Annotated in this window: 11 protein-coding genes; all 11 read right to left on the bottom strand. The window is 57.4% G+C overall.

The window, feature by feature from the left end; all coding sequences use genetic code 11:
• Position 1 precedes the first annotated feature (1 nt).
• Positions 2-4,582: a MupA/Atu3671 family FMN-dependent luciferase-like monooxygenase gene (locus ACSHXH_RS05225; RefSeq protein WP_435670718.1), complete on the bottom strand. Its 4,581-nt coding sequence runs from the start codon at positions 4,580-4,582 to the stop codon at positions 2-4.
• A complete protein-coding gene (locus tag ACSHXH_RS05230; protein WP_435670719.1) occupies positions 4,579-5,604 on the bottom strand; it encodes a glycosyltransferase family 2 protein in 1,026 nt (341 codons plus the stop codon). Before ACSHXH_RS05230 ends, ACSHXH_RS05225 begins: the two co-directional genes overlap by 4 nt.
• A 5-nt stretch (positions 5,605-5,609) precedes the next feature.
• Positions 5,610-12,086: an SDR family NAD(P)-dependent oxidoreductase gene (locus ACSHXH_RS05235; RefSeq protein WP_435670720.1), complete on the bottom strand. Its 6,477-nt coding sequence runs from the start codon at positions 12,084-12,086 to the stop codon at positions 5,610-5,612.
• Positions 12,087-12,190: 104 nt separating this feature from the next.
• Positions 12,191-13,549 (bottom strand): oligosaccharide flippase family protein, encoded by a 1,359-nt coding sequence (locus ACSHXH_RS05240; RefSeq protein WP_435671000.1) that lies wholly within the window; start codon positions 13,547-13,549, stop codon positions 12,191-12,193.
• Positions 13,549-14,421, bottom strand: coding sequence for a glycosyltransferase family 2 protein (locus tag ACSHXH_RS05245; RefSeq protein WP_435670721.1), 873 nt, complete (start codon positions 14,419-14,421; stop codon positions 13,549-13,551). Before ACSHXH_RS05245 ends, ACSHXH_RS05240 begins: the two co-directional genes overlap by 1 nt.
• A gap of 123 nt (positions 14,422-14,544) precedes the next feature.
• Positions 14,545-16,041, bottom strand: a complete 1,497-nt coding sequence (locus tag ACSHXH_RS05250; protein ID WP_435670722.1) for a hypothetical protein — start codon at positions 16,039-16,041, stop codon at positions 14,545-14,547.
• A 232-nt stretch (positions 16,042-16,273) separates the two neighbouring features.
• Positions 16,274-18,004 carry a hypothetical protein gene (locus ACSHXH_RS05255; protein WP_435670723.1) on the bottom strand — a complete coding sequence of 577 codons (1,731 nt, stop codon included), beginning with the start codon at positions 18,002-18,004 and terminating at the stop codon, positions 16,274-16,276.
• The gene (gene motA, locus ACSHXH_RS05260) at positions 17,997-18,863 is read right to left on the bottom strand and encodes a flagellar motor stator protein MotA (protein ID WP_435670724.1); all 867 of its coding nucleotides are present in this window, start codon (positions 18,861-18,863) and stop codon (positions 17,997-17,999) included. Before motA ends, ACSHXH_RS05255 begins: the two co-directional genes overlap by 8 nt.
• A gap of 33 nt (positions 18,864-18,896) precedes the next feature.
• Entirely contained in the window at positions 18,897-19,997 is a 1,101-nt protein-coding gene (locus ACSHXH_RS05265; RefSeq protein WP_435670725.1) for a flagellar basal body P-ring protein FlgI, read from the bottom strand.
• Positions 19,994-20,998, bottom strand: a complete 1,005-nt coding sequence (locus ACSHXH_RS05270; protein ID WP_435670726.1) for a hypothetical protein — start codon at positions 20,996-20,998, stop codon at positions 19,994-19,996. Before ACSHXH_RS05270 ends, ACSHXH_RS05265 begins: the two co-directional genes overlap by 4 nt.
• Before the next feature lie 11 nt (positions 20,999-21,009).
• Entirely contained in the window at positions 21,010-22,458 is a 1,449-nt protein-coding gene (gene flgK, locus ACSHXH_RS05275; RefSeq protein WP_435670727.1) for a flagellar hook-associated protein FlgK, read from the bottom strand.
• Position 22,459: the final 1 nt, after the last annotated feature.

Raw genomic sequence — 22,459 nt, forward strand, 5'->3', positions numbered from 1 at the left:
GTCAGGCCTGACGACAGGCGCGCATCGCGCGGCGGCGTGCCATCGCATCAGACCGCGCCTGTGCACGATCCGTGGCGACGGGGTTTGGCAAAGATGTGATCGTGCCAGCCTTAGCCTGACCGTTTGACCCAGCACCCAGCTTGGCCAAGCGATCCGCCAAAGCGCCCAGAGTCGGGAACTGGAAAATGTCGGTGATCGACAGCTTTGCCACACCCAGCCGATCCCGCAACACGCGGTGGGTCTGCACCGCCAAAAGGGAATGGCCACCAAGATCGAAGAAATTGTCATCAGGCTGCATTGACTGAACGCCCAGCACCTCTGTCCAGATGGCGGCAACGCGCACGCAGAGCGCATCCTCCGCCTGCCCTGCATTGGGATGTGCCGCGGGCAAAACCTGCGGCTTGGGCCCGGCTGTTGCCGCCACAGGTGTAGGCAGCGCATTGCGATCGATCTTTTGGTTCGGTGTGACTGGAAACGCGTCAAGCGTCACGAAATACGCCGGGATCATGTAGTCTGGCAGTCGGGTGGCCAAATCGCTGCGCAGGGCCTTTGTATCAATCGCCGTCGTAGCAGTCAGATAGGCCACCAGACGCACATCTCCGGGGGTATCTTCGCGGGCCAGCACAATCGCCTGTGTGATACCTGGCACGTTTTGAAGCGCGCTTTCAATCTCGCCCAGTTCGATGCGGAATCCACGCAATTTGACCTGATGATCCACCCGGCCCAGAAAATTCAGGCGGCCATCGGGACGGCGCTGCACCAGATCACCCGTGCAGTAGATGCGCCCGGGCCCAAATGGGTTGTCGCGGAACCTGTCCACCGTCAGGTCCGCCCGGTTCCAGTAGCCACGGGTCACACCCGCGCCACCGATCCAAAGCTCGCCTTCTGCGCCGATGCCAACCGGATTCAAAGCATTATCAAGGACGTAAAGCTGCGTATTGGTGATGGGGCGACCGATATTGACCGTCGCCTCGTCTGCGGTGGCGCGTTCGGTCGATGACCAGATGGTGGTCTCTGTGGGTCCGTACATATTGGTGATAATGGCATCCGTGGCGTTGGCCAGGTCCGCAACCAACGCACCGGGCAAAGCCTCGCCGCCAAGGAGCAGGTGCTTGAGACCACGCAACTGCGCGCGGGCGCCATCATCCACCGCAATCATCCGCGCCATAGAAGGGGTGCATTGCATATGCGTCACGTCGTGCCGGGCAAGCATCGCTGCGATCGAGAAATCTGCTTCTTCGTGAGCGGGCGCAGCGGCGGACTGGCGCACCACCTCGGCCAATGGTTGTAGCCCTTCGAGAACTTGATCCGTGTCGATGCCATAGTCGATGAGACAGGCGATTTCGCCCACACCAATGGCCTTGAGTTGGTCCACACGGGCCAGCGCATCGTCAATGGTGCCAAACAAACCGGACTCATTGAAATAGCGTTCAAAAGCGAAATCGAGGATGCCCTCAAGATCCTCCTCGCTCAGATCGCCTAGGTCGAGTTCGAACGCGTTTTTGACACCAAGGGGTTTTTTGAAGGCCGGAAACGCCCAGGCGTATTGCTTGATCAGGCCAGCAGCCGAGCGCAGGTAATCCTTCATCGGTTCACGGGCAATCTCGCGCGCATGGTCGCGGGTGTCGGACAGGCAGGTGTGTAGCATCAACGTGACGGTGAAATCATCCGGAGCGTGCCCGGCCTCGCGCAGCGCTTGGTGGTAAAGCGTGATCTTTTCCGCAACCTCGTCAATCGATTGGCCCAAAAGGTGGGTCAGGACATTGGTGCCGTTTTTCCCGGCCTCGCGCCACGTTTCGGGATTGCCCGCGGTTGTGACCCAGATCGGCAGTTCCTTGGAGACGGGGCGTGGTTGGGTGATCACCTCGTGCATCTGGCCGTCTTTGCGCGGGAACGCGACGGGGTCACCACACCACAGCTTGCGCACCTGATCGATGGCATCAAACATCGCGGATTTGTTGTCAGGCGGGGTGTTTTCGGGGCGCAGGACAAAATCATCCGGCTGCCAGCCGCTTGCAATGGCAAGCCCTGCGCGCCCGTTGGTCAGGTTGTCGATGACCGCCCATTCCTCAGCGATACGGGCGGGGTGGTGCAAAGGGGCGACACAGCTGCCCGCGCGCACACCAATATTCTTGGTCACACCGGCCACAGCCGCACCCGTGACGGACGGGTTCGGATAGGGCCCGCCAAAGGCGTGGAAATGACGTTCCGGTGTCCAGACGGCACAGAACCCATTTTCATCGGCAAACTTCGCCCCGTCCAGCAGCAGGCGGTATTTGTCCCGCCCCACACCGTCATCGTTGCCCCAATAGTAGATCGAAAACTCCATGCCTGCGCCGCGTTTGCGCACAGGACCACCCGACAGCAAACCCCGTTTGCTGGTACTGGGCAGGACAACCTTGATCCCGCGCGACATTGTGTAAAACAGTTCGAGCACCGAGATATCGAAGCTCAGGCTGGTTACGGCAAGCCATGTCGCCCCGTCGCGATCAGGCACAACGGCATCCATGCCTGCGTAAAAGTTCACTACGTTGCGATGCTCAACCATGACGCCTTTAGGCATACCGGTCGATCCAGAGGTGTAAATCACATAGGCAAGGTTTTCAGGCGCAGCTGCCGGTGCCGGGTTGTCCGACGCGGCCATTGCCAAGCGTGAGTCATTGTCGATGACCATCAGGTCTGCCTGTGTTGGCGGCAGACCTGCGCGCTGGCTGCTTTGGGTGATGAGCACAGATGCAGCACTGTCTTTGAGATAATGCGCAAGGCGGTCCTTTGGATAGTCAGGGTCAAGCGGCAGGTATGCGCCGCCTGCCTTGAGAATTCCCAGTGCCGCAGCGATCAGGTCTGGCCCGCGACGGCAGTGCAGGCCGACCATCGTGTCAGGCTTTACGCCCATGTTGCGCAAGGTGTGGGCCACGCGGTTGGCGCGGGCGTTCAGGCTGGCAAAGCTGATCGTGTCATTCTCGAACACCAGGGCGGGTGCATCGGGGGTCCGGGCGACCTGCGCTTCGAAAGCAGCATGCATCGTGGCGGGGCCGTCAATGCCATGCACGGTTGAGTTGTGTGTCTCCAACACGTCGCGGCGTTCACCGGGCGGCAAGGTGTCAATCGCCTCTGGCACTTTGCCGTCGGACAATTGATCCGCGATCCAGCGGATACGGCGGATCAAAACATGCGCGAAATCCGGTGCGATACGCGCGTCGTCGATATGCGCAGACACAGTGTTGCCTGTCAGCTCGAAGGTGATTGCAGCACCCGGGATCGCACCAGCGTTCAGCGACAAGCCCAAGCCCGGCGTTAGAAGCGGTGACAGGGACGGATCGCGCAGGGGCAAATCAGTGGCAAAGCCGGTCTCGATTGTCGGGATGCACTGCTTGAGGGTCGCGGCGCTTACGGGCACCCAAGGGCAGACAAGGCCCATGTGCGCACCTGCGATCAGCGACGGGTTGGACAGCGCGAGGCTGGTGTCAGCTTGAGCAGACATGCCGTCCGTCAGAATGGCCAGCGCCTGGGCTAGGTGATCTGCCACGATCTGGGTAGGTTCGGTTCTGACAGCCGCCAGTCCACCAGATTTGACAAACGGCAATGACAGCGGGACGGTACCCAAGAGCGTGCCGCGCCACTTGCCCTCATGTTTGGCGACACGCTGCATGCAGGCGGTGATGTCAGTGCTTTCCGCTTCGGTCAGGTCGGTTAGCGTCTCTCCAAGGGTGATGTGGTTGGCGGGGCAGACTGGTTTCCCATCCGCACCAGTCAGGTCATTCAGGCATAACGCGGCATCGGCAAAAGTGATTGTCAGCGACGTGTCAGTCACATCAATCACTGTACCCACAGCGGCGCTACTTGGGGTAACCGTCGCAGTGCCGATATGCACAACCATGCCTTTCATACGCAGCTTGGGTGTGCATATCGGGTTCCAGTAGCTGCCATGATCCAGCGCGCGGATCAGGCGCAAGGCCTGTTCTGCTGGTTGATCAAAGCGCAACACACCGTTTGCTTGTGGCCGGTCGGTCAGCGCGTGATAGCTGCGCTGCGCACTGTTCTGTGCGCGCCGATTGGGCAGACCGCCTACGAGCTCTTCCAAAAGGTCGGGGAAACTGGTCAGCCCGGCCTCGTAACATTTGGTGTTGAGTGACAGGGCGGTGTCCTCGGGCAAGATGTCGATACTGCGCTGCACAAGGATGTCGCCGGTGTCGATACCGCCATCAATCAGGTGCCACGTGATGCCGTGCGCCACCTCGCCTTCGATCAGTGCCCAGATCGGCGCATTCAACCCGGCATGTTTCGGCAGCGGCCCGTCATGAAAGTTCACAGCACCTTTGTGGCCCAGCGCGAGAACTTCGGGCGGCAGGATCTTGAGGTTGGCAATGCTCAGCACCCAGTCGACGGACAAGCCGGACAGGCGTGCCGCCAGATCAGGACCATGCGCTTCAACCCGCAGGTTGCGGGACATGGCCCATTCCGCCAAATCAGGATTGTCAGTCACCAAAGCACTCAGCCGATGTCCCTGATTCAACTGGGTTTCGGCGCAATGGTGCGTCAGGCTTTCGTCGCCAATGATGATGCTGTCAAATTTGCTCATGATCCATCCAAACTGGTCTGAAGCGCAGGCTCCGGGCGCAATCCGATGGCACGGATCGACGCATCAGGGATCGGGCGGAACAGCGCCTGAACATCATGCGCGATCAGGTCCCGGACAAAGCGATTGGCATCGGTGTTCGGCTTACCTTCGATCCGCCGCCGCAAACGCCAAAACGTCGTGCCAATCGCATTAAGGATGGTTGCCGCCATTGCATACGCGCGGCTGTAATTCTTGCTGTAATAGTACCAGCGGCTTTCGTACCAATAGGATGGCGTGCGCTTCCATGTGCCCATCCCGGTTGAGACTGAGCCTATATGGCAAACACGGCTTTCGCGCACAAAATGCACCTCGTGACCGGCACGGTGGGCGCGCAGGCACAGATCGGTTTCTTCGAAATACAGAAAGAACGTTTCGTCAAACAAACCAATGTCCTTCAGCACACTGGTCCGCACCAACATCGACGCACCGACGATCCAACCTACCGGGCCAGAGGCGGCGGGCACATGTAGCGGCAGCACATATTTTTTGAGTAGTTTGGTCATTGGCCCGATCCGGGCCGACGCCTCGAATTCAGAGGCCAGGCCAGGAAAGCGGAACGCGCTGCAATGGTTGGCCCCATCTTCACCGTAGATCCAGCTTCCGGCAATCGCGGCTTTGGGATGGGTGTTCAGGTAATCGACCAGCGCCGCAATTGCATCTGGTTCAACCTGTGCATCCGGGTTGAGGATATAGACAAATTCCGCATCCGGGCAGATCTCTAGCCCAGCGCGGATGCCAAAATTATTGCCCGCGCCAAAGCCGCCATTGCGCCCTGATTGCAAGACCTGCACCTCAAGATGATCGGGCCAAGTGGCCGCGCGCACGCCAGCCTGCATCTGCTGAAAGGACGCGTCGGGCGAGTCGTTATCGACCAGCACAATTGCGCCCCTAAAACCGCCCATCGCAGCGGCCGCGGATTGCGCCGCTTTAACCGACAGGTCGGGTGTTTTGTAGTTGAGAACAACAACGACGATATGCGTCATACAGGTTACTCCGCGGCCTCTGAAGCCTTGAATGTCAAAACTGCGCCTTTGCCCGCCACCGACGCTTCGGTCGTGGTGATGACATTGCGCAAATAGCTGGCCAGAACCCGAACATTTGGTTCAAGTACCATGCTGTCATGGTCGCCCGACACTTCGAAGACTTCGATCTGCGGGGCATATTGGCCCCAATCGTTATCATCGAACAGATAAGCCCGTTCGTGGTTGACCAGCCGTCCATCCGACACTGTCCAGGTCCCAACTAAGGGCGGGCGGAAGAGCGCGATGCGCCCACCCCAGGGCTGCATTTCGTAGGTGGAGACAGCGTGCAGGAACGCCTGTTCGATCTCGGCATTGTGGAAACTGTGAGCGGTCCGGGTTTCACCGGTCGCCTTGCGTTTTTCGATCTCCCAGCGGATGCGGTTGCGCAGCCAGACAAACGGATAGGCCAATCCCTTGCGCCGGGTTTCCTGCCATTGGATCAGCAGCCGGTCACGGCGGTGCAGCGGACGGCGCTGCGGCAAAGGGGTATCCAGCAGAACCACCAGCGCAACCTCGTCCCCCATCGCACGCAGGTGATGCGCGATGTCATAGGCGGTGATCCCGCCGCCCGAAAAACCACCGATGAAATAGGGCCCTTGGGGTTGGACCTGCTTCATCTCGGCAATGTAATCGCGCGCAGCATCCCGGATCGACCTGTGCGGGGTTTCATCACCATAAAGCCCTTTGGCCTGAAGCCCATAGAACGGTCGGTCCGTGCCCAATAGCTGCGCCAGATGTCGCAGGTTAAGCACGTTTCCAAACATACCCGCGACAAGAAAGAATGGCGTCTTTGGTCCGCCCTCACCGTCATGCATGGCAACGAGATGCTTGAAGCGCCGTGTCTTGGGTTTTGGTTTTGCACCTTGCGTTTGGGGCGTTTCCGATATCCCGGTGCGGTCTTGGATCAACGCAGCGCAGGCGCGGATCGTCGGGGCCTCGAACAGGATCGAGATCGGGAAATCAACATTGTAGGTTTTGCGCACCTTGGCAAACAGGCGCACCGCAATAAGCGAATGCCCCCCAAGATCAAAAAAACTGTCCTCTACGCCGATATTCTGCACGCCAAGCAGGTCTTCCCAAATGCCAACAAGGGTGCGTTCCACCTCGGTTTCGGGCGCCGCATAGTCGCCATCTAGCTGCGGACGGTCAAATTTCTGCGTCTCGGATCCAGTGTCGGTGGTGGCCCCCGCTTGTTCAATCAGCGCTTCCATATCCAGTGACGAGACATAGGTCTGGGGCGCATTGCGTCCAATGGCACGCAAAAACGCGTCGGCACCATCAGCGGATGGAATGCCCTGAGACAGGTTATGCTGGAACCGTTCCTCGGCGGAGGAGAGCGGTTGTGTCGCCCGGCTGAAGTCGGCGGGTTCAAATTCCGACTTGGTGACTTTGATAGGAGCCGACAAAGCAGCCATGTCCGACAGGCGCTTGATCGAAAAGCCTTCAATCTCAAAGCACACCGTTCCATCAGGCGTGGCCAAGGTGATGTCGAAAGACGCGGTTTCATCTTCGTTGCGATTGCTGCCCGCAGAGCGGACCCAACTGATGATGCGGTCGGGCAAGCGGTGGTACACACGCACGCTGTCATACGACACCGGCACCCACAGTTTGTCGGCGCGATAGCCCTCGATCAGTTCCATCGCCCAGCCCGTGGCAATGTCGAGCAACGCAGGGTGGAAATGCCACCCCTCATCATTGCGCGCCGCAGAATTCAGCGAGAGATCGGCAATGCCTTCGCCCTGACCATAAGCGTAGCCATCCAGCACTTTCCAACGCGGGCCAAAGGCCAGTTGCGTTTCCTGCGCAGCGTCAAGCTTGGCCCCGGTGGTGGCGGTTCGAGCCACACCACAGCGGGCGCGAATGGCCTTTATGTTGATCGGTTTTGGTGCGGCTTCTGGGATAAGGGACAGATCAGCGGTGACCGTCGGCACAAAGCCCGCCCGCCCCTCATGGGTGCAACTCCCCAGCACATCCATGTGATAGCCCGTATCGCGTCGGATCAGACGCAGGCGGATGTCACGCTGTGCACCCTCGACCACGTGCAGCGGGCGCAGGAACGTCATGTTGCGAATTGCAAAACTGTCGGTCTCGCCCTGCCCACGCAACGCCTGCGCTGCCAATGTCAGATAGCCAGCACCGGGGAAAAGCGCGTCACCTTGGCCGGTGCGGTGTTCGTCGATGAACCAGTCCTGCGTGCTGTAGCGTGCGCCAAACAGGCGGTGCCCTGCCGGATCAAAGCCGGTTTCGTGCAACAGGGGCAGATCAACTTTGGTGAACTGTGTCGGTTCGCTATAACCAATGCGGTCAGCCAAGGCATCAGCAGCCATGCCAACTCCGGACCAGATGCCCCAGTTGATCGCAGCCACCTTGGTCGCGCCGCCCTTGCGCGATTGCGCATAGGCGTTGAGGTATTCATTGGCCGCGACATAGTCGATCTGACCAGCAGGCGCGGTCATGGTTGAGGAAGATGCAAAAAGTGCGATCAAATCAGTCGATCCATCGGGGAACAGTTGATCCAGCACCTTGGTGCCATGGATCTTGGCAGAAAAGACCCGTTCAACCGACCCGGTGGATTTTGCGAGAAGCGGGGCATCATCCATCACACCGGCGGCGTGGATCACCCCGTCAATGCGCGACGTCTGGGCAAGGGTACTGTCCACCACGGCGGTCATATCGGTCAGGTTGCAAACATCAGCGGCATAGGTATGTACGGTTGCGCCCAGCGCCTCAAGCTCTTGCACCGCCCGGATGCGGCGGGCCTGTTTGTCCTGTGGTGCGTGACGGTGCAGGTATCGGTCCCAGACCGTCCGGTCCGGCACCGCGTCGCGCGCCGTCAGCACGAGGGTGCATTTGCGTTCGGCCAACGCTTTGGCGATCGTCAGGCCAATTCCTCCAAACCCGCCCGTGATCAAAAATGTGCCTTGGTTGCGCAATGTTGTCTCTACCACAGATGTCAGCGGCGTCTTTTGCAACTTTTGCTCATACCGCCTCTCCCCCCGAAGCGCGGCAATCGAGGTTGAAGGGTCGGCGATCATGTCTTCGATCACCTGATCAATCAGCATATCCCACGCCTGCGCAAACGTGGCTTGATCGGGTTTGGTACCGAACAAGCGTTTGCCGGGTTTCTCTGGCACAATCATATCAACCGAACTGACCATGAGGCCCGGTATCTCGCGCGGGATCACACGGACAGGGCCAGACAGGATCGCCTTTTCCGGCGTTACCAGCACTTCGTCCGATAGCGCGGAAGCGCCATTCGTGAACACGGTGATCTGGGTCGGCTTTGGCAAAGAGTCATCAGCAATCGCCTGCGCGATGAACATCAGCGAATAAAATCCGTGTTCCTGCATCCGGTGGAAGAAACTAGAACCGGGGCGATGGCTTTGATCCTTGGTCACTCCCCAAAAATGGGCGATACGGCTTGGCACCAACCCTTGGGACAGCATATCGCTGAACAAAAGATCATAGCCTTCGCGCCCGCGTTCGGGGGCCAGCACATACGTTGTGTCATCCAGCCGGGCAAAGCTGTCACCAGGCCACACCTCAACGATGGAATGGCCTGCGGCGCGCAGGCGCTTGGCAGCGGCGGATGCAACGCCCGTATCGTCCATGAACACTAGCCAGCTTTGCAGGTCGGCTCGGTCCAGTTCGCGGCGCACATCTACGGGCGTGGCTGCGTAGGCTGGACGCCAAGTCGGAGTCCAACCCCAGTTTTCAACGCCGTCGATGCGGGTCAGGAAATTCGATACCGAGTGCGTTTGCGGCGTGCCCGGTTCGATGAAATAGCGGGCGCGCTGGAACGCATAGCTGGGCAGCGGCACGCGGTTGCGGCGGGCGTCACCCCAGATTTGCTCCCAATCGAAAGTCCCGCCAAGCGCCCAAATCCGCCCCAACACTTCGAGCATGTGACGGTCGTCTTCGACCAACTCATCTGGATGACGGAGGCTCGACAGCACTTGGTTGGCGCTGATGCCATCGGGTTGGCGCGCGAGAGCGGACAGCGCTTTGCCGGGCCCCACCTCCAGATAGATGCGGTTGGGTTTGTCCGACAGCGTATCGAGGCAGGCCGCGAAATTCACCGTGCCACGCAAATGCGACACCCAATAGTCCGGGCTGGTCGCCTCAGCGTCGGTCATCCAAGTGCCCGTCCGGTTGGACGTGATTGGGATTTGCGGCGGATTGAGAGGGATGGCGGTCAGGTAGGCGCGGAACGGATCTAGGATCGGGTCCAGCATCCGGGAATGCGCAGCAATGTCGATCGGGATGCGCTGATGCTCGATCCCGCGGCGGGTCAACTCGTGTTCAAGTGCCGCCAAAGCAGCGATTGGCCCCGAGGCAACGCTCAGACCCGGACTGTTGATCGCACCCAGATCAAGCGTATCGCCCAAGAGCGGTTTCAGGTCTTCCGCAGGCAGAGCGACCGAAATCATGCCGCCTGTTGCAACAGTATCGAACAGCGTGCCGCGCAGATGCACAAGGCCAATACAGTCCTCAAAAGACATGACCCCGGCGACACAGGCAGCGGTGTTTTCCCCCATCGAATGACCGGTAAGCGCTGCGGGCTGCACCCCCCAGCTCATCCAAAGCTGGGCCAGCGCATATTCGACGATCATGATGAGTGGCAGTTGCAGCGATGGCGTGCGCAAGACCTTATCGGCCTGCGCCTCTTGCCCCGGACCGGGAAGCCAAAGCGCGTGAATTTCACGCGTATCAAGCGTTTGCAGATGGGTCAGCCCACGATCCATCCATTCGGCAAAAACAGGTTCCGTCTCGTAAAGATCACGCGCCATACCGGCATATTGCGCACCCCCACCTGGAAACAGGAACACGGTGTCCGGTTTCGTCAGAGCGTCATGACTGTGCACGCGCCGGGTGTCTTTTTGTTCAAGCAGACGCGCCGCTTCGGCATGATCAGATGCAACCACAACGCGCCGCTTTTCAAACGCGCGCCGACCTGTCCAAAGCGTCCAGGCCACATCGGCCAGCGGTTGATCCGTGTTTGCCCGCAAATGCGCAGCAAGCTGAGCCGCGTTCGCATCAAGCGCGGCATTGTTGCGGCCTGATACGGTGAGGATCTGGAACGGCCAATCGCTTTGGTCCGGCGCTGTGACAGATGGCGCTTCTTGCAGGACGACATGCGCATTGGTGCCCCCAACGCCAAGCGAATTCACACCTGCACGGCGGGGGTGATCGGCCTTTGGCCAATCGGTCAGGCGGTCATTGACCCGGAACGGCGAAGTTTCGAAATCAATCACCGGGTTCGGTTTCTCGAACCCGAGGCTTGGCGGCATCTGATGGTGATGCAGCGCCATGGACGCCTTGATGAGGCTAGCGACCCCGGCGGCAGTATCAAGGTGGCCGATATTTGTCTTGACCGACCCGATGCGGCAATGGCCAACCTTGTTGCTTGTCGCCTGAAACGCCTGTGTCAGTGCGGCAACTTCGATTGGATCGCCCAGATAGGTGCCAGTGCCGTGACATTCGACATAGTCAATGCTGTCCGCAGTAACGCCTGCGATCGCATGTGCTTCGGCGATGGCGTCAGCCTGCCCGTCAACCGAGGGCGCAAGATAGCCCGCCTTGGCCGCTCCATCGTTGTTGACGGCACTGCCCTTGATCACAGCCCAAATGTGATCGCCATCAGCCAAGGCATCGGACAGCCGGCGCAGCACAACCACACCCGCACCAGACCCGAACACCGTACCCTGCGCGCGGTGATCGAACGCGTGGCACTGACCGTCGGGCGACAAGATTTCGTTTTCCTTGTACAGATAGCCCTGCCCCTGTGGCAGTTCGATCGTCACTCCGCCTGCCAACGCCATGTCGCATTCACCGTTCAGCAGCGATTGGCAGGCATAATGCGTGGCGACCAAAGAGGTCGAACAAGCTGTCTGCACGTTGACCGATGGACCATCAAGATCGAAAATGTGGCTGACACGAGTGGTCAGGAAATCCTTGTCATTGCCCGTATGGCGCAACAGGAACATGCCGGTGTTTTCTACCAGATCAGGGTTTGAACACAGGTTGACGTAGAAATAGCTGCCCATGCCACAGCCACCAAACACACCAATGCGCCCGTCATGACGTTCGGGCATGTGGCCCGCGTTCTCGAAAGCCTCCCACGCACATTCAAGAAATTGCCGGTGCTGCGGATCCATGATCGCAGCGTCTTTGGGCGACAGGCCAAAGAAGTCGGCATCAAAATGATCGAACCTGTCTAGCCGCGCAGCATAGGGGACATAGTCACGGTGCCGCATAAGACCGGGCTGCACGCCTGCCTTGGTCAGGTCGTCATCGCTCAGACGGTGGATCGACGACACACCATCGCGCAAGTTTCGCCAATACTCTGCCAGTGATGCCGCGCCCGGCAAGTGCACGGACATCCCGACGATGGCAATATCCCCATCCGCGACCAACTCCGACGCGGTTGATTCATCCGTCATAGTCTTACCCTAGTCCCTGAAAGGACGTCTTAGCGTGTAATTATGATGAAACTTGGGCGCGACATGCGTCTAGGGTCAAAAATGTAGCAGCGTCCTTTGGTCGATTAAAGCGCGGCCAAGTCGCCAAGGGCACCCGCGTTCAGCCAAAGTGCGAAGGCCACGACTGCAATGCCAATGCTTGCATAGACAAGATCATGCTTGGGATCCCAGGCACCCACATGGCGTGCCATCCAAACCACAAAGGGATAGGCCGCGACCCCGGCAAGCCCTTGCCCGATCAACGCTCCGAATAAGCCACCCAATTCAAGCCCCCCGATCAAGAAGGCCAGTGTCAACACCGCGCGCGCGGCGGACAGAACAAAAAACCGGCGCGAATCCCCGGCGGCAAGAGCCGCCTGTTCATAAGTCAACACGATGATCTGCGGGATCTGCATTGCGGCGATCAGCACGACAACCGCCCCTGCCATCGCATAGCGCGGATCGTAAAGCAGGCTGATCAGAACAACCCCCGCCGCAGACACCGCCCCGGTCAGCGCGATCATTGCCGCCGTGAGAAGAAAGCGCATCTTCTGTAGCTTGCGAAAGTTTTCAACGCTCTCGGACGGGGGACGTTCGCGGTAGACCGGGATCAAAACCTTGCGCGTCATGACACCCCCCATCAAGAGCGGGAAACTCGCAAGGAAGAACCCGATATTGTAGATGCCGAACTGATCCAGTGGCAGGTACTTCCCCAGTAAAAGCTTGTCGCCTTGCATATAAAGAAAGCCGCAAATCGTGCTGAGGAAAATCCATTTCCCAAAGCCGATCAGCTCATTCGCAGCAGCCCGTTCCCAACGAAATCGATTGCGCTGCCCGGGCAGGAAGACAGAATAAAGCACCAATAAGATCACCGACGCAGCAACGCCGCTGATCACCAGCGCCCAAACGGATTGCAGATACCATGCAAAGACCACCGCAATCACGATGCCGCACCCTTGAGACATGAGGTCCAGCCCGGTCAAACGCCCAAGCATCAGATGTCTGTTGGCGCTGTCCATGCGGGTCGGGTTGAATCCCGAAATCAACAGGCTGATCCCAGCGCAGGGCAAAATCCAGGCCAGCAATGGTTCGCCATAAAACGCCGCGACCGGCAGCGCGATAAGACACGCAAACGCCCATAAAAGCCCACCACGGATGACCTGAATGGTCCACGCCGTATCCAGGAAATCCTGATCGTCGCCGCGTTTGGACTGCATGATGGCCGGGCTGACCCCGACATCGGAAAACATCGCAAGCCCCTGCATGATCACCGCGACCAGCGCCATCATTCCAAACGCCTCGGGGAACAAGAGCCGCGTTAAAATCAAGTTGGAAGCAAGGCGCAATGCCTGCCCCATACCGTACCCGCCCAGCGTGAAAATCGAGCTTCGCATGAACCGGGCGTTCAGCGATCCCCCCCGGAGTTGTGCGGCCAATGCATGTATCACCGGCCACGGCTCCAATCGGTTGCGCCGGTCGCGGTCAGTCGAACGGCCAGCGCAACACCCGAATAGACAGCAAACCCGATAGGGTCTTTCAACGCGAGCGTTGCTTTGTCCAAGAGGGTGAATGTCGGCTTGTCATCGTTGCGCATCAGATCGGGATAGTGATCTCTGATTTCATCCACACCCGCGTTCTGTCGTCTACGCACCCGGACGAGATTACCCCAACCTTCGACCAGCGGCCATGTATAGGTCGCCGGAACGCCCACCCGTTCATGGGGGCGAAAGCTGAGCCTGACAAAGGTATCGTCAGAAATAATCTTGGGAAACTCTGCCCAGCGCATCCTGCCTGCGGCGTTTACGGCAAACAAGCCTGCACCAGGCACGCCGTGTTGCATAAACGGTACCTTGGCATAGATGCGTGCATAGGCGCGCGTCACCCATGTTTTCGGCGGGATCAGGTGCAACGTGCCGCTCGCATAACGCGGGTCAGGCGTATCAAGTGCAGTGAAAAGATCGGCAAGCAGTCGTTTCGACACTTCGACATCGGCATCAAGATAGACACGAACATCGCTTCGCGCGACTTTGTCGCCGGCATTCATCGCGCCAAGTTTCCCACCTTCTTTGCGGTCCAGAACGCGCAAATCCCAGCCTTTGTCTTCAAACGCACCCTGATGCGACAACGCCCGCTGCGCCGTCTGATCATGGCTGCCGTTCGAGATCACAATCACCTCCACCGGGTCGCCAAGCGCCCATTCACTCTGCAAAAGCGCGCGCAAACAGGACCCGATCAGGGCCTCTTCGTTCGAGGCCGGGATCAGAACACTCAGAACCGGCAAGGGTTCATCCGCGTGACCGCGCAGTACTGGCAACATGGTAAGGCAATTCCCAAACTTTCACAGGACCTGCTGAAGCAGTGTCCGAGTTGCATAGGATCGTGTCAATTTTAAGGATAGAGGGAAAAGTCCGGTCTCGTTGTCCTGTTTGGCGGAATAGGACTACCTCAACGCGCCCCAACGCGGATTTTCGTCGTTCAAGTGGCGCAATGCGCCCCAACTTCCCCACTGGCTTGGCGGCGCAACATCCACAAAGGCATTGAACGGGCTGTCCGTCAAACCCGCCCAAGCCGCAAGAGTGTCCCGATAAAGCGCACCCATCTGCGGCGAATAACTGAACCCAATTAGAAAATTGACAAGCCGATCATCTTCGATCGCCTCTCCGATTGGAGCCGCATGAGTGCCACCTTCGTACATAATCAACTCAAGCCCCGCATTTGCAGCAGCGCCTGCGTGATAGGGCCAAAGCGTTTGCGTCAACTCGCGCCACGACCCGTTCCGCACCTGTTCCAACGCCTGATCCATCACCCCGTCAAACCGATGTCTGGACACGTATTCCCGCAACGCCACGCGCGATAGGCCCTCTGCACGACCATCCGCGTCGGCCTTGGCCTCGGATAAGGTGAACGCATCTTGCAATGCACCGACTTCGCCGATTTCGTATCCAAAATAACCCGTGACCGCATAGGCATCGAACATATCCGCAGGCGCAAAGCCCAACGCGGCTTGAGCTTCGTCCCCATAAAGCACAGCTTGCTCAAGCTCCGGCCATCCGGTGTGAACCGACACAATCCGTTTCAAACGGCCTTCGGCCTGTGCGCCGTAAGCATCCGTCCAAATCTGCATCACCTCCGCCGCGCGTTTGCCGTAAAACTGCATCCAACCATCGCCGATGTCGCCCCACAGGGTTTCTGCCTGCCCTTGCGCCCATCGGGCCTGTTCAAAAATGAAGTTCCAAACCTCATTGGAATACTCGACATGCGCCACAAGATCTGGATCAAGCGTGTCCCGCACGGTTTCCGCAACCTTTTGGACAAACGCATTATCGGCCAAATGCGGTAACGTGAGCCACGGATCGGCCTGCATGGTATTTGCAAGATCGACGATTACCGAAAGCGGAGCACCGCGCCATGCATAGCTGAAATCGCTCTCAAGCGGCAGTTGATCCAAGCGTTTAACGGGGGAATCATTTGTGTTCATCCAGTCCATGAATCGCACGGTGTCTACCCGCCCCAGACGATCAAGCCAGACTGGATTAAAGACCGCGCCCGATTGATACGCTGCGACCTGATCTTCTTTAATCACCCGGATATTGCGGATGGGATCGACGGCAACGGTGTCGCGTATAGCGATCCCGACAAGGCCGGGTCCTGGTGTGTAGGCGAATACATGCAGCCCCGGTTCCCTCTTGATCACGCGCCCCCGACCGGTGACGTCAAGTGTGCCTTGACCGTCAAAGATCACATGGTACCGACCAGCAAGATGGGTCGCACCCTCGGGCTGATCAGTCAAAATCAGGGTTTCAAGGCGCGTCACCCCAGAAGGGATCCGTTGCGGCCAGCCTTGTGCATCAAAGACGCCATCAGCCAGCATCGTCTCAAACTCCATCCCGCCCCATTGATCTGGAAAATGCCCAATCCACGGGCGCGCAGATTTCATCAGATCAAGAAACGGGTGCTGCGTTGACCAATCAGAGATACCGTTAAGGCCAAACGAGATTCGGCCATGTTGCGCCGACGCCTGAGACGGGGCAATCGAGCCGCTGAGGATTAGACATACTGAAAATATGATATGGAAAACCGTTTTCAAATCCGCTTCACCTTTTCAATTGGCGTTCCAACTTGACCCAAGCCGGGCAAATTCTCCGTTAAAATCACACCACAGCGCCTCCTCAGTTGGCGAATGTCTTGAGTAAGGCTTGTCGCACCACTTCTGCGCTTTCAAGCTGTTTTTGGGCAGTAGCAACCGACAAATGTTCTGACTGCCCAGTTTGCTTGGCAGTATCGGCGGGCGGCGCAGCCACCAAAACACCCCCGTTATCAGTCATATCGAGGGCGTTCGTTTCCTTAGTTTGGTCAGACGGCGCGCCATCCGCTTGTGGTGCCGCTGGGGTCCGCTTGTTCCCTATTTGCGACGCCTGTTCCCGAAATCCTTCCGTGTAAAGACGATCGGCAACACGCTGCATATCTTCAGATGACGGTGCTGGGTCAAAACTTGTTATCTCGGCCAAGGCAATTTGAACAAAAGTGACGCTGTCAGAATGTGTCACAAGATGATCGACAAATTCCGAGACTACCCCCGAAGCGGCTTCCTTGGAAAGAGGATTGTCTGAGTGCAATTCCATAAGAGCATCAAAATATCTTTGATGGTCGAGAAACGATGCAAAGGTTGCCAACCAGCTTTCTTGTTCAAATTCTGTACCGCGCAATTCAAGCGCCACTGCGGCAAGCCTATCAGGATCGGACTCTGTGCTTTCTGCATCGACTGGAATACGATCCATGATCGCCGCTTCCGCTTGATGATGGATGATCAGGTCCGGAAACAACGCTGCTCCGGTACCGTTGAGTAACCAACTCAGGCGCGGAAACAGCATAATTTGCAAGCCGATGGGCAAATCTCCAAAGGTGTGCAACAATCCTAGCTTGATGTCATTTGGCACGTCAGCCGCATGCTTGGCAGTGGCGATGACGACATCCTCTAACGGGTTGCAATCGCCGAATCTTTGAGAACGGAGCGGCGACAAGCCAGTCAATCCATTTATGAAATCAGAAAATAAAACGATCTCACCCAGGCTTGGACCGGACGCCTGAAAGGCAACTTCCGCCTCATCTACCAAACCCTGCGACAACAATTTTGCGATTTCGATATAAAGAGCAGATTTCAAATCAAAGCCGTCTTCGCTGATATGCAAAAGCGCTTTGTTTTGAGAAGACTCGCCGTCTATTTCAGTCCAAACGGCATTGGACCAGAAACACCCCTTAGCCCGCGATTGTTCCAAGTCACGCTCCGAAATCGGCACGGCAGCCACGGCGGTCCTGCCGGTAGGGTTAGGCGAATGTGCCGTCACGTTTGAAAAGCCGCTGATATGGGAATTCTGACTGATATCCGCCGCAATGCGTCGAGTCAGTCGATCCACAACAGAAAAATCAAGATCGAACGGGTCGCCCACCGGGCCAGATATTTCGCCCATTGCCAGACGGTCAGGGAAGCTTGCAGCGATGACAGGAAGCTTTGGAAGGGATATCGCGACATCCTTTGGGGCATCGACGACATCAATTACGACAAGCCGCCCGATCCCATTGGTGACCCGAGGGATACAATCACAGTTGAGCAACAATTCCAGTCCATCTTCACTTTGAATAAGACTTTCAACTCGATTGGCGTTCAGCCGTTCGAACAACCTGCTGACATCAATTCTATCCAGCTCTGGGCTAACCTTAAAGGTAAACAGCCGCGCCTCTTGACGGATCTGTTCAACTTCTTTGATGTCCTGCTCGGTCGAGATGGTCAATCGCGTGAACGCGCCATGTTCGCCGGCGCGGACAGTACCTGAGTTTGCCAATGCTATATGCGGCCAAAAGGCCAAAAGGCCGATCAAGATATTCGGAATTCGGTCAAACATTGCTTTTCAACGCCCTGATCGCTTCGTCCAACGCTGAAAACCCGGGTCGGAAATGGTGGGGAATGCTCTGGCGGGCCACTTCAAGGCAAATCTTTGGTGGATGCTGATGAAGGTGCGATACAAACACCTCTTTTATCGCGCGGTAGAAATTGATGTCGTCATCCGCAGCCGCCTTGACCTTGAGCGCGAACGGAGCGACCAAACAATAGGCAAGGAACACGCCGAGAAATGTCCCGACCAAGGCTCCGCCGATCAACTTTCCCAGAACTTCGGGGGGCTGGTCTATGGACCCCATCGTCTTGATCACTCCAAGGACCGCAGCCACAATACCAAGTGCTGGCAAGCCGTCCGCAATGGATTGCAAGCCATGAACGGAATGTTCCAAATGATGCTTGGTTTCATCAATCTTCTTATCCAACAGCTCTTCTACCTGATTTGGATCATCATAATTCATTGAGGCCGACCGAAGCGTATCGCAGATGATGTCGAGCGCTGTATGATCTTTCAAAAGCTTCGGGAACTGAGAAAAAATGTCGGACTCCTGAGGGTTATCGATATGCGCTTCGAGTCCAACAGGGTTTTTGCGAGCAAGATTGATCAGTTGATAAAGCACCTGAAGGAGCTGATTGTAGTCCTCCGCTTTCCATTGGCTTCCTTTGAAAACTTTCAGCGTGTCCTTGCCCGTTTGTTTCAGAGACGCAAACGTGTTTCCAACTGCGAAGGACCCAACCGCCGCCCCCCCGATCATCATCATCTCGAACGGGAGAGATTTCAGGATGATGGTCAACTTGCCACCCGCCAAAAGATAACCTCCGAAAACCATCACGAATGTGAAAGCGATGCCCGCAATTGCGATCATGTGAATGTATCCTTTCCTGTGCGCATTGCGCGTTCACATCACGACGAATTCAGCATGCAGCGCGCCCGCTGCTTTGATGGTTTTCAAAATGTCGATCAGGTCATTCGGTGTGATCCCAAGCGCATTCAGCCCTGTGATCACGTCCGATAAGGTTGTTCCACCGGGCACCTCTGCTAAGGAAACGGCTGGTGCGTTTTCAATCTGAGCATTTGTTCGTGGCACAACGACAGTCTCGCCCTCGGCGAATGGATTAGGCTGCACGACGACAGGCTGTTCCTGAACGGTCAGAGTCAGGTTTCCCTTGGACACGGCCACTCTGGACACACGGACATTTTCGCTGATCACGATGGTGCCAGATCTTTGGTCCACAACCACCCGAGCAAGCGTGTCTGGCTCAATCCTGAGATTTTCGATCTGGGCAAGAAGATGGGCCGGTGACCGTTGCGCGGACGCAGCCAAATCAACAAATACCGTTCCCGAATCCGACATCGTGGCAATCGCTGCCCCATTGGCCACATTTATCGCGCGTTCAACCCGGAAAGCCGTAGAAAAATCTGGACTTTTCAATGCGATGGTCAATGACTGCATGTCACTGAAATCAAAAGCAACTTCGCGTTCAACAATGGCACCAGAAGGAATGCTGCCTGCTGTGGGCACTCCTTGAACGGTGCGGGCGGCATCACCTTCGGCAACGACGCCTCCGGCAATGATCGATCCTTGTGCAACCGCGTAAATCTGGCCATCAGCAGCGTTGAGTGGGGTCATGACAAGTGTGCCACCTCGCAGGCTTGATGCGTCACCGATGGCCGAAACGGTCACGTCGATCCGGCTTCCTGCACGGGCGAACGGATGCAACTGGCTGGTCACAATCACAGCCGCGACATTCTTGGCACGGAATTGTTCGCCCGTGACATTGACACCAAGCCGTTCAAGGATGTTCGACATCATGTCCTCGGTGAACGGAGAATTGCGCAAGCCGTCTCCGGTGCCATCAAGGCCAACAACCAGACCATAGCCGACAAGATCGTTGCCACGCACGCCTTCGAAATTGGCCAGATCCTTGAGCCGAACGCCCTGTGCAAATGCCATGGCGGGCAGGCACAGAAAAAGCAGTCCGTACAAAAGCGCTCTCATCTTAAATACTCCGCCAATGAAGAACGGCTTTGTCGTGCCGCGATCCGGTAGAACACCTCAAGCTGTTGTTGCGCGGCTTCGAATTCCGAGGCGGCTTCAAACTGGTCTATGCCGATCAAGGACAGACGATCTGACGCAATCCGCGCCAAATCCGATTCCGTAGCGATCCGGGTGGCGTCGATCATTGCTTCGGTCAATCCAAGGATTGCGCGTTCCTCTGTCAGATTGCGATCTGATTGCACCAACTCAAAATGACCTTGGCGCAACAGCTTTGCCTGCTCCGACGCCGCAAGACCCAAGCCATCATCTGCTGCCAAACTGGCCTTGGCCAGCGCCTTTAGCGTGTCTCTCAAGGTGTCGTCATCCGCCCGCAGACCAAAGGTTGCAGTGTCCGAATTGCTTAGCGGGAGTGTCATGAAGCCCGTCTGCGAACCCTGATATGCATCCGTTTCAAATACACCACCTGGCGCATCGAACCATGTGTCAATGGCATTCATGAGATCTTGCGCGCTGGAAGCCCCTGCAACATCAGACCGCAACCTATCCAGCACAGCTGCCCCATCGGGAAGTGGTGATGTCTGCGTGTCGGTGCCCGAAAACAGATGCCGGCCGGCAATTTCGGAATTCAGGGCGTTCACCGTGTCGATAAAAACCTCGGACGCGCTGTTTGACAGCGTTTTGAAGTCAGACCCGTGAGTCAGCTGAGATACCAGCGCAAAGTTTTTCGTAAGGCCTTCAGTCTGGTCCTGAATACGCCCCAAAATGGATTGGGTTGCCCCAGCAAACAAAGCGGCTTCGGCAATACCGCGTTGATGCTGTTCCAGCAGAACTGCTTTTCGATCCAGGAGAGATGCCGCCATCGTCGCTCCGCCAAGATGGCGTGCCTTGTCAGAAGCCAGACCAGTCGTTGCTGCCTGTGCTGCAAACTCTGCACTGCTGCGCAGGCTGGCCTGAAATCGGCTTGACAGCATGAATGACGCAAGATCACCAATTGCTCGCATGTTTTGTTCCTTCAAATTCTAAGAAGTTCAGACAGCATGTCATCGACCACCTGCACGACCCGGGCATTGGCCGCGTAGGATTTCTCAAGCTCGATCAGGTTTTGCAGTTCCTGATCCGTGTTGACCCCGCCTGCTGCAACCGATTGACGCACAGAATCAAAATGGCTCGACGCGAAGTCTCGTGCGTCGACTGACCTAACTCGGTTGGCAGCGGCATCGCTTCCAAAGGCCTGGAGATGTCCGACAAGCGATTTGCCACCCGCGCCCAAAGCCAGTGATCCCGCCGGGCGAGTTTCCAAAATCTGTTTATGCAATCCAAGCAGAAGATCAGATTGTCCGACGCTTCCTGGTACCAGAGCATTGATCCCGTCACGCCAGCGCCACGGCTCTGCATTCGTGCTGCCGAGCACCGTGTTCAGAGCAATCCGACTGGCAATCCCAGTTTCGTTACCCGCTGCAAAGACCAGGCCCGAATCGGTAAATACACCCGCATCGCCGGGGCCGAGTGTGGGGTCTGCACCCCCGGGTCCGAACCGTTCGATCGCATCACGCGCGATCCCGTCCAAACGGGCCTGGGCCTGCGGTGCTATTGTATCACGAAGTTCGAACTGCGCTGCGAGCGCCCCGCCTTGCATCATTCCAGAACCAGGAATGTCGATCTCTTGCCCGTTGATCTGTAGCCGTGACAGCAGACCATTAGAAACGTTCATATGTGGCAACACGGTTGGCGCGGGGTCGAAACTGAACCTGACCGCGTTCTGGTCAAGCAGTGTTCGCCCTTGTGCGCTGAACACGGCGATAACGCCGCTGTCGCGTTCAACGACATGCAAGGGTACATAATTCGACAGCGTGTCGAGGATGGTATCGCGTTGATCCATCAGACCATGCGCATCCTGTCCGTGATGCTTTGCTGTCATGATCTGCTTGTTGAGCTTCTCAAGCTGCGACAACCCCGAATTCAACTGGTCTACAGCCGTTACGATTTGTTGATCTGCTCGGGTGCGCAACGTCCCCAGACCATCACTTGCCTCGCGCAGCGCCGACGCAAATCCTTCTGCGGCGAAACTGACATCTCGCAACCGGGTTTCGGAGGCGGGATCAGTCACCGCAGACATCAGAGCGGTTTCCATCCTCGTCAGTTTTGCGGCAATCGATCCCAGCGTGTCGATGCTTCCCACGATCTGTTCCAGGCCGGTATCAAACGCGGCAAAGGCTGAACTTGCCGACAAATCCGCCGCAGCAAGCCGTTTTTGATAAGCCAAAATCGGATCTGACTGCCGGGTGATCTGGGCCACACGCACGCCACCTGACGTTTGGTTGACATCGGTTGCAAGCGTCACGCTGCGACGGCCATAGCCTTCGTTCAGCGCATTTGCGATGTTTGCGGCAATGACGGTTGTGCCACGGGCGTTGGCCGTCAAGCCACTCATCGCGTTTGAAAGTGCTCCTGAGAGACTCATG

This window comes from Marivita sp., assembly GCF_051251565.1.
GTDB lineage: Bacteria > Pseudomonadota > Alphaproteobacteria > Rhodobacterales > Rhodobacteraceae > Marivita.

What these genes read in the sequence shown, in the direction of transcription:
- ACSHXH_RS05225 (WP_435670718.1), bottom strand. Translation starts at nt 4,582, where the DNA reads ATGAGCAAATTTGACAGCATCATCATTGGCGACGAAAGCCTGACGCAC.
- ACSHXH_RS05230 (WP_435670719.1), bottom strand. Translation starts at nt 5,604, where the DNA reads ATGACGCATATCGTCGTTGTTGTTCTCAACTACAAAACACCCGACCTG.
- ACSHXH_RS05235 (WP_435670720.1), bottom strand. Translation starts at nt 12,086, where the DNA reads ATGACGGATGAATCAACCGCGTCGGAGTTGGTCGCGGATGGGGATATT.
- ACSHXH_RS05245 (WP_435670721.1), bottom strand. Translation starts at nt 14,421, where the DNA reads ATGTTGCCAGTACTGCGCGGTCACGCGGATGAACCCTTGCCGGTTCTG.
- ACSHXH_RS05250 (WP_435670722.1), bottom strand. Translation starts at nt 16,041, where the DNA reads ATGAAATCTGCGCGCCCGTGGATTGGGCATTTTCCAGATCAATGGGGC.
- ACSHXH_RS05255 (WP_435670723.1), bottom strand. Translation starts at nt 18,004, where the DNA reads ATGTTTGACCGAATTCCGAATATCTTGATCGGCCTTTTGGCCTTTTGG.
- motA (WP_435670724.1), bottom strand. Translation starts at nt 18,863, where the DNA reads ATGATCGCAATTGCGGGCATCGCTTTCACATTCGTGATGGTTTTCGGA.
- ACSHXH_RS05265 (WP_435670725.1), bottom strand. Translation starts at nt 19,997, where the DNA reads ATGAGAGCGCTTTTGTACGGACTGCTTTTTCTGTGCCTGCCCGCCATG.
- ACSHXH_RS05270 (WP_435670726.1), bottom strand. Translation starts at nt 20,998, where the DNA reads ATGCGAGCAATTGGTGATCTTGCGTCATTCATGCTGTCAAGCCGATTT.
- flgK (WP_435670727.1), bottom strand. Translation starts at nt 22,458, where the DNA reads ATGAGTCTCTCAGGAGCACTTTCAAACGCGATGAGTGGCTTGACGGCC.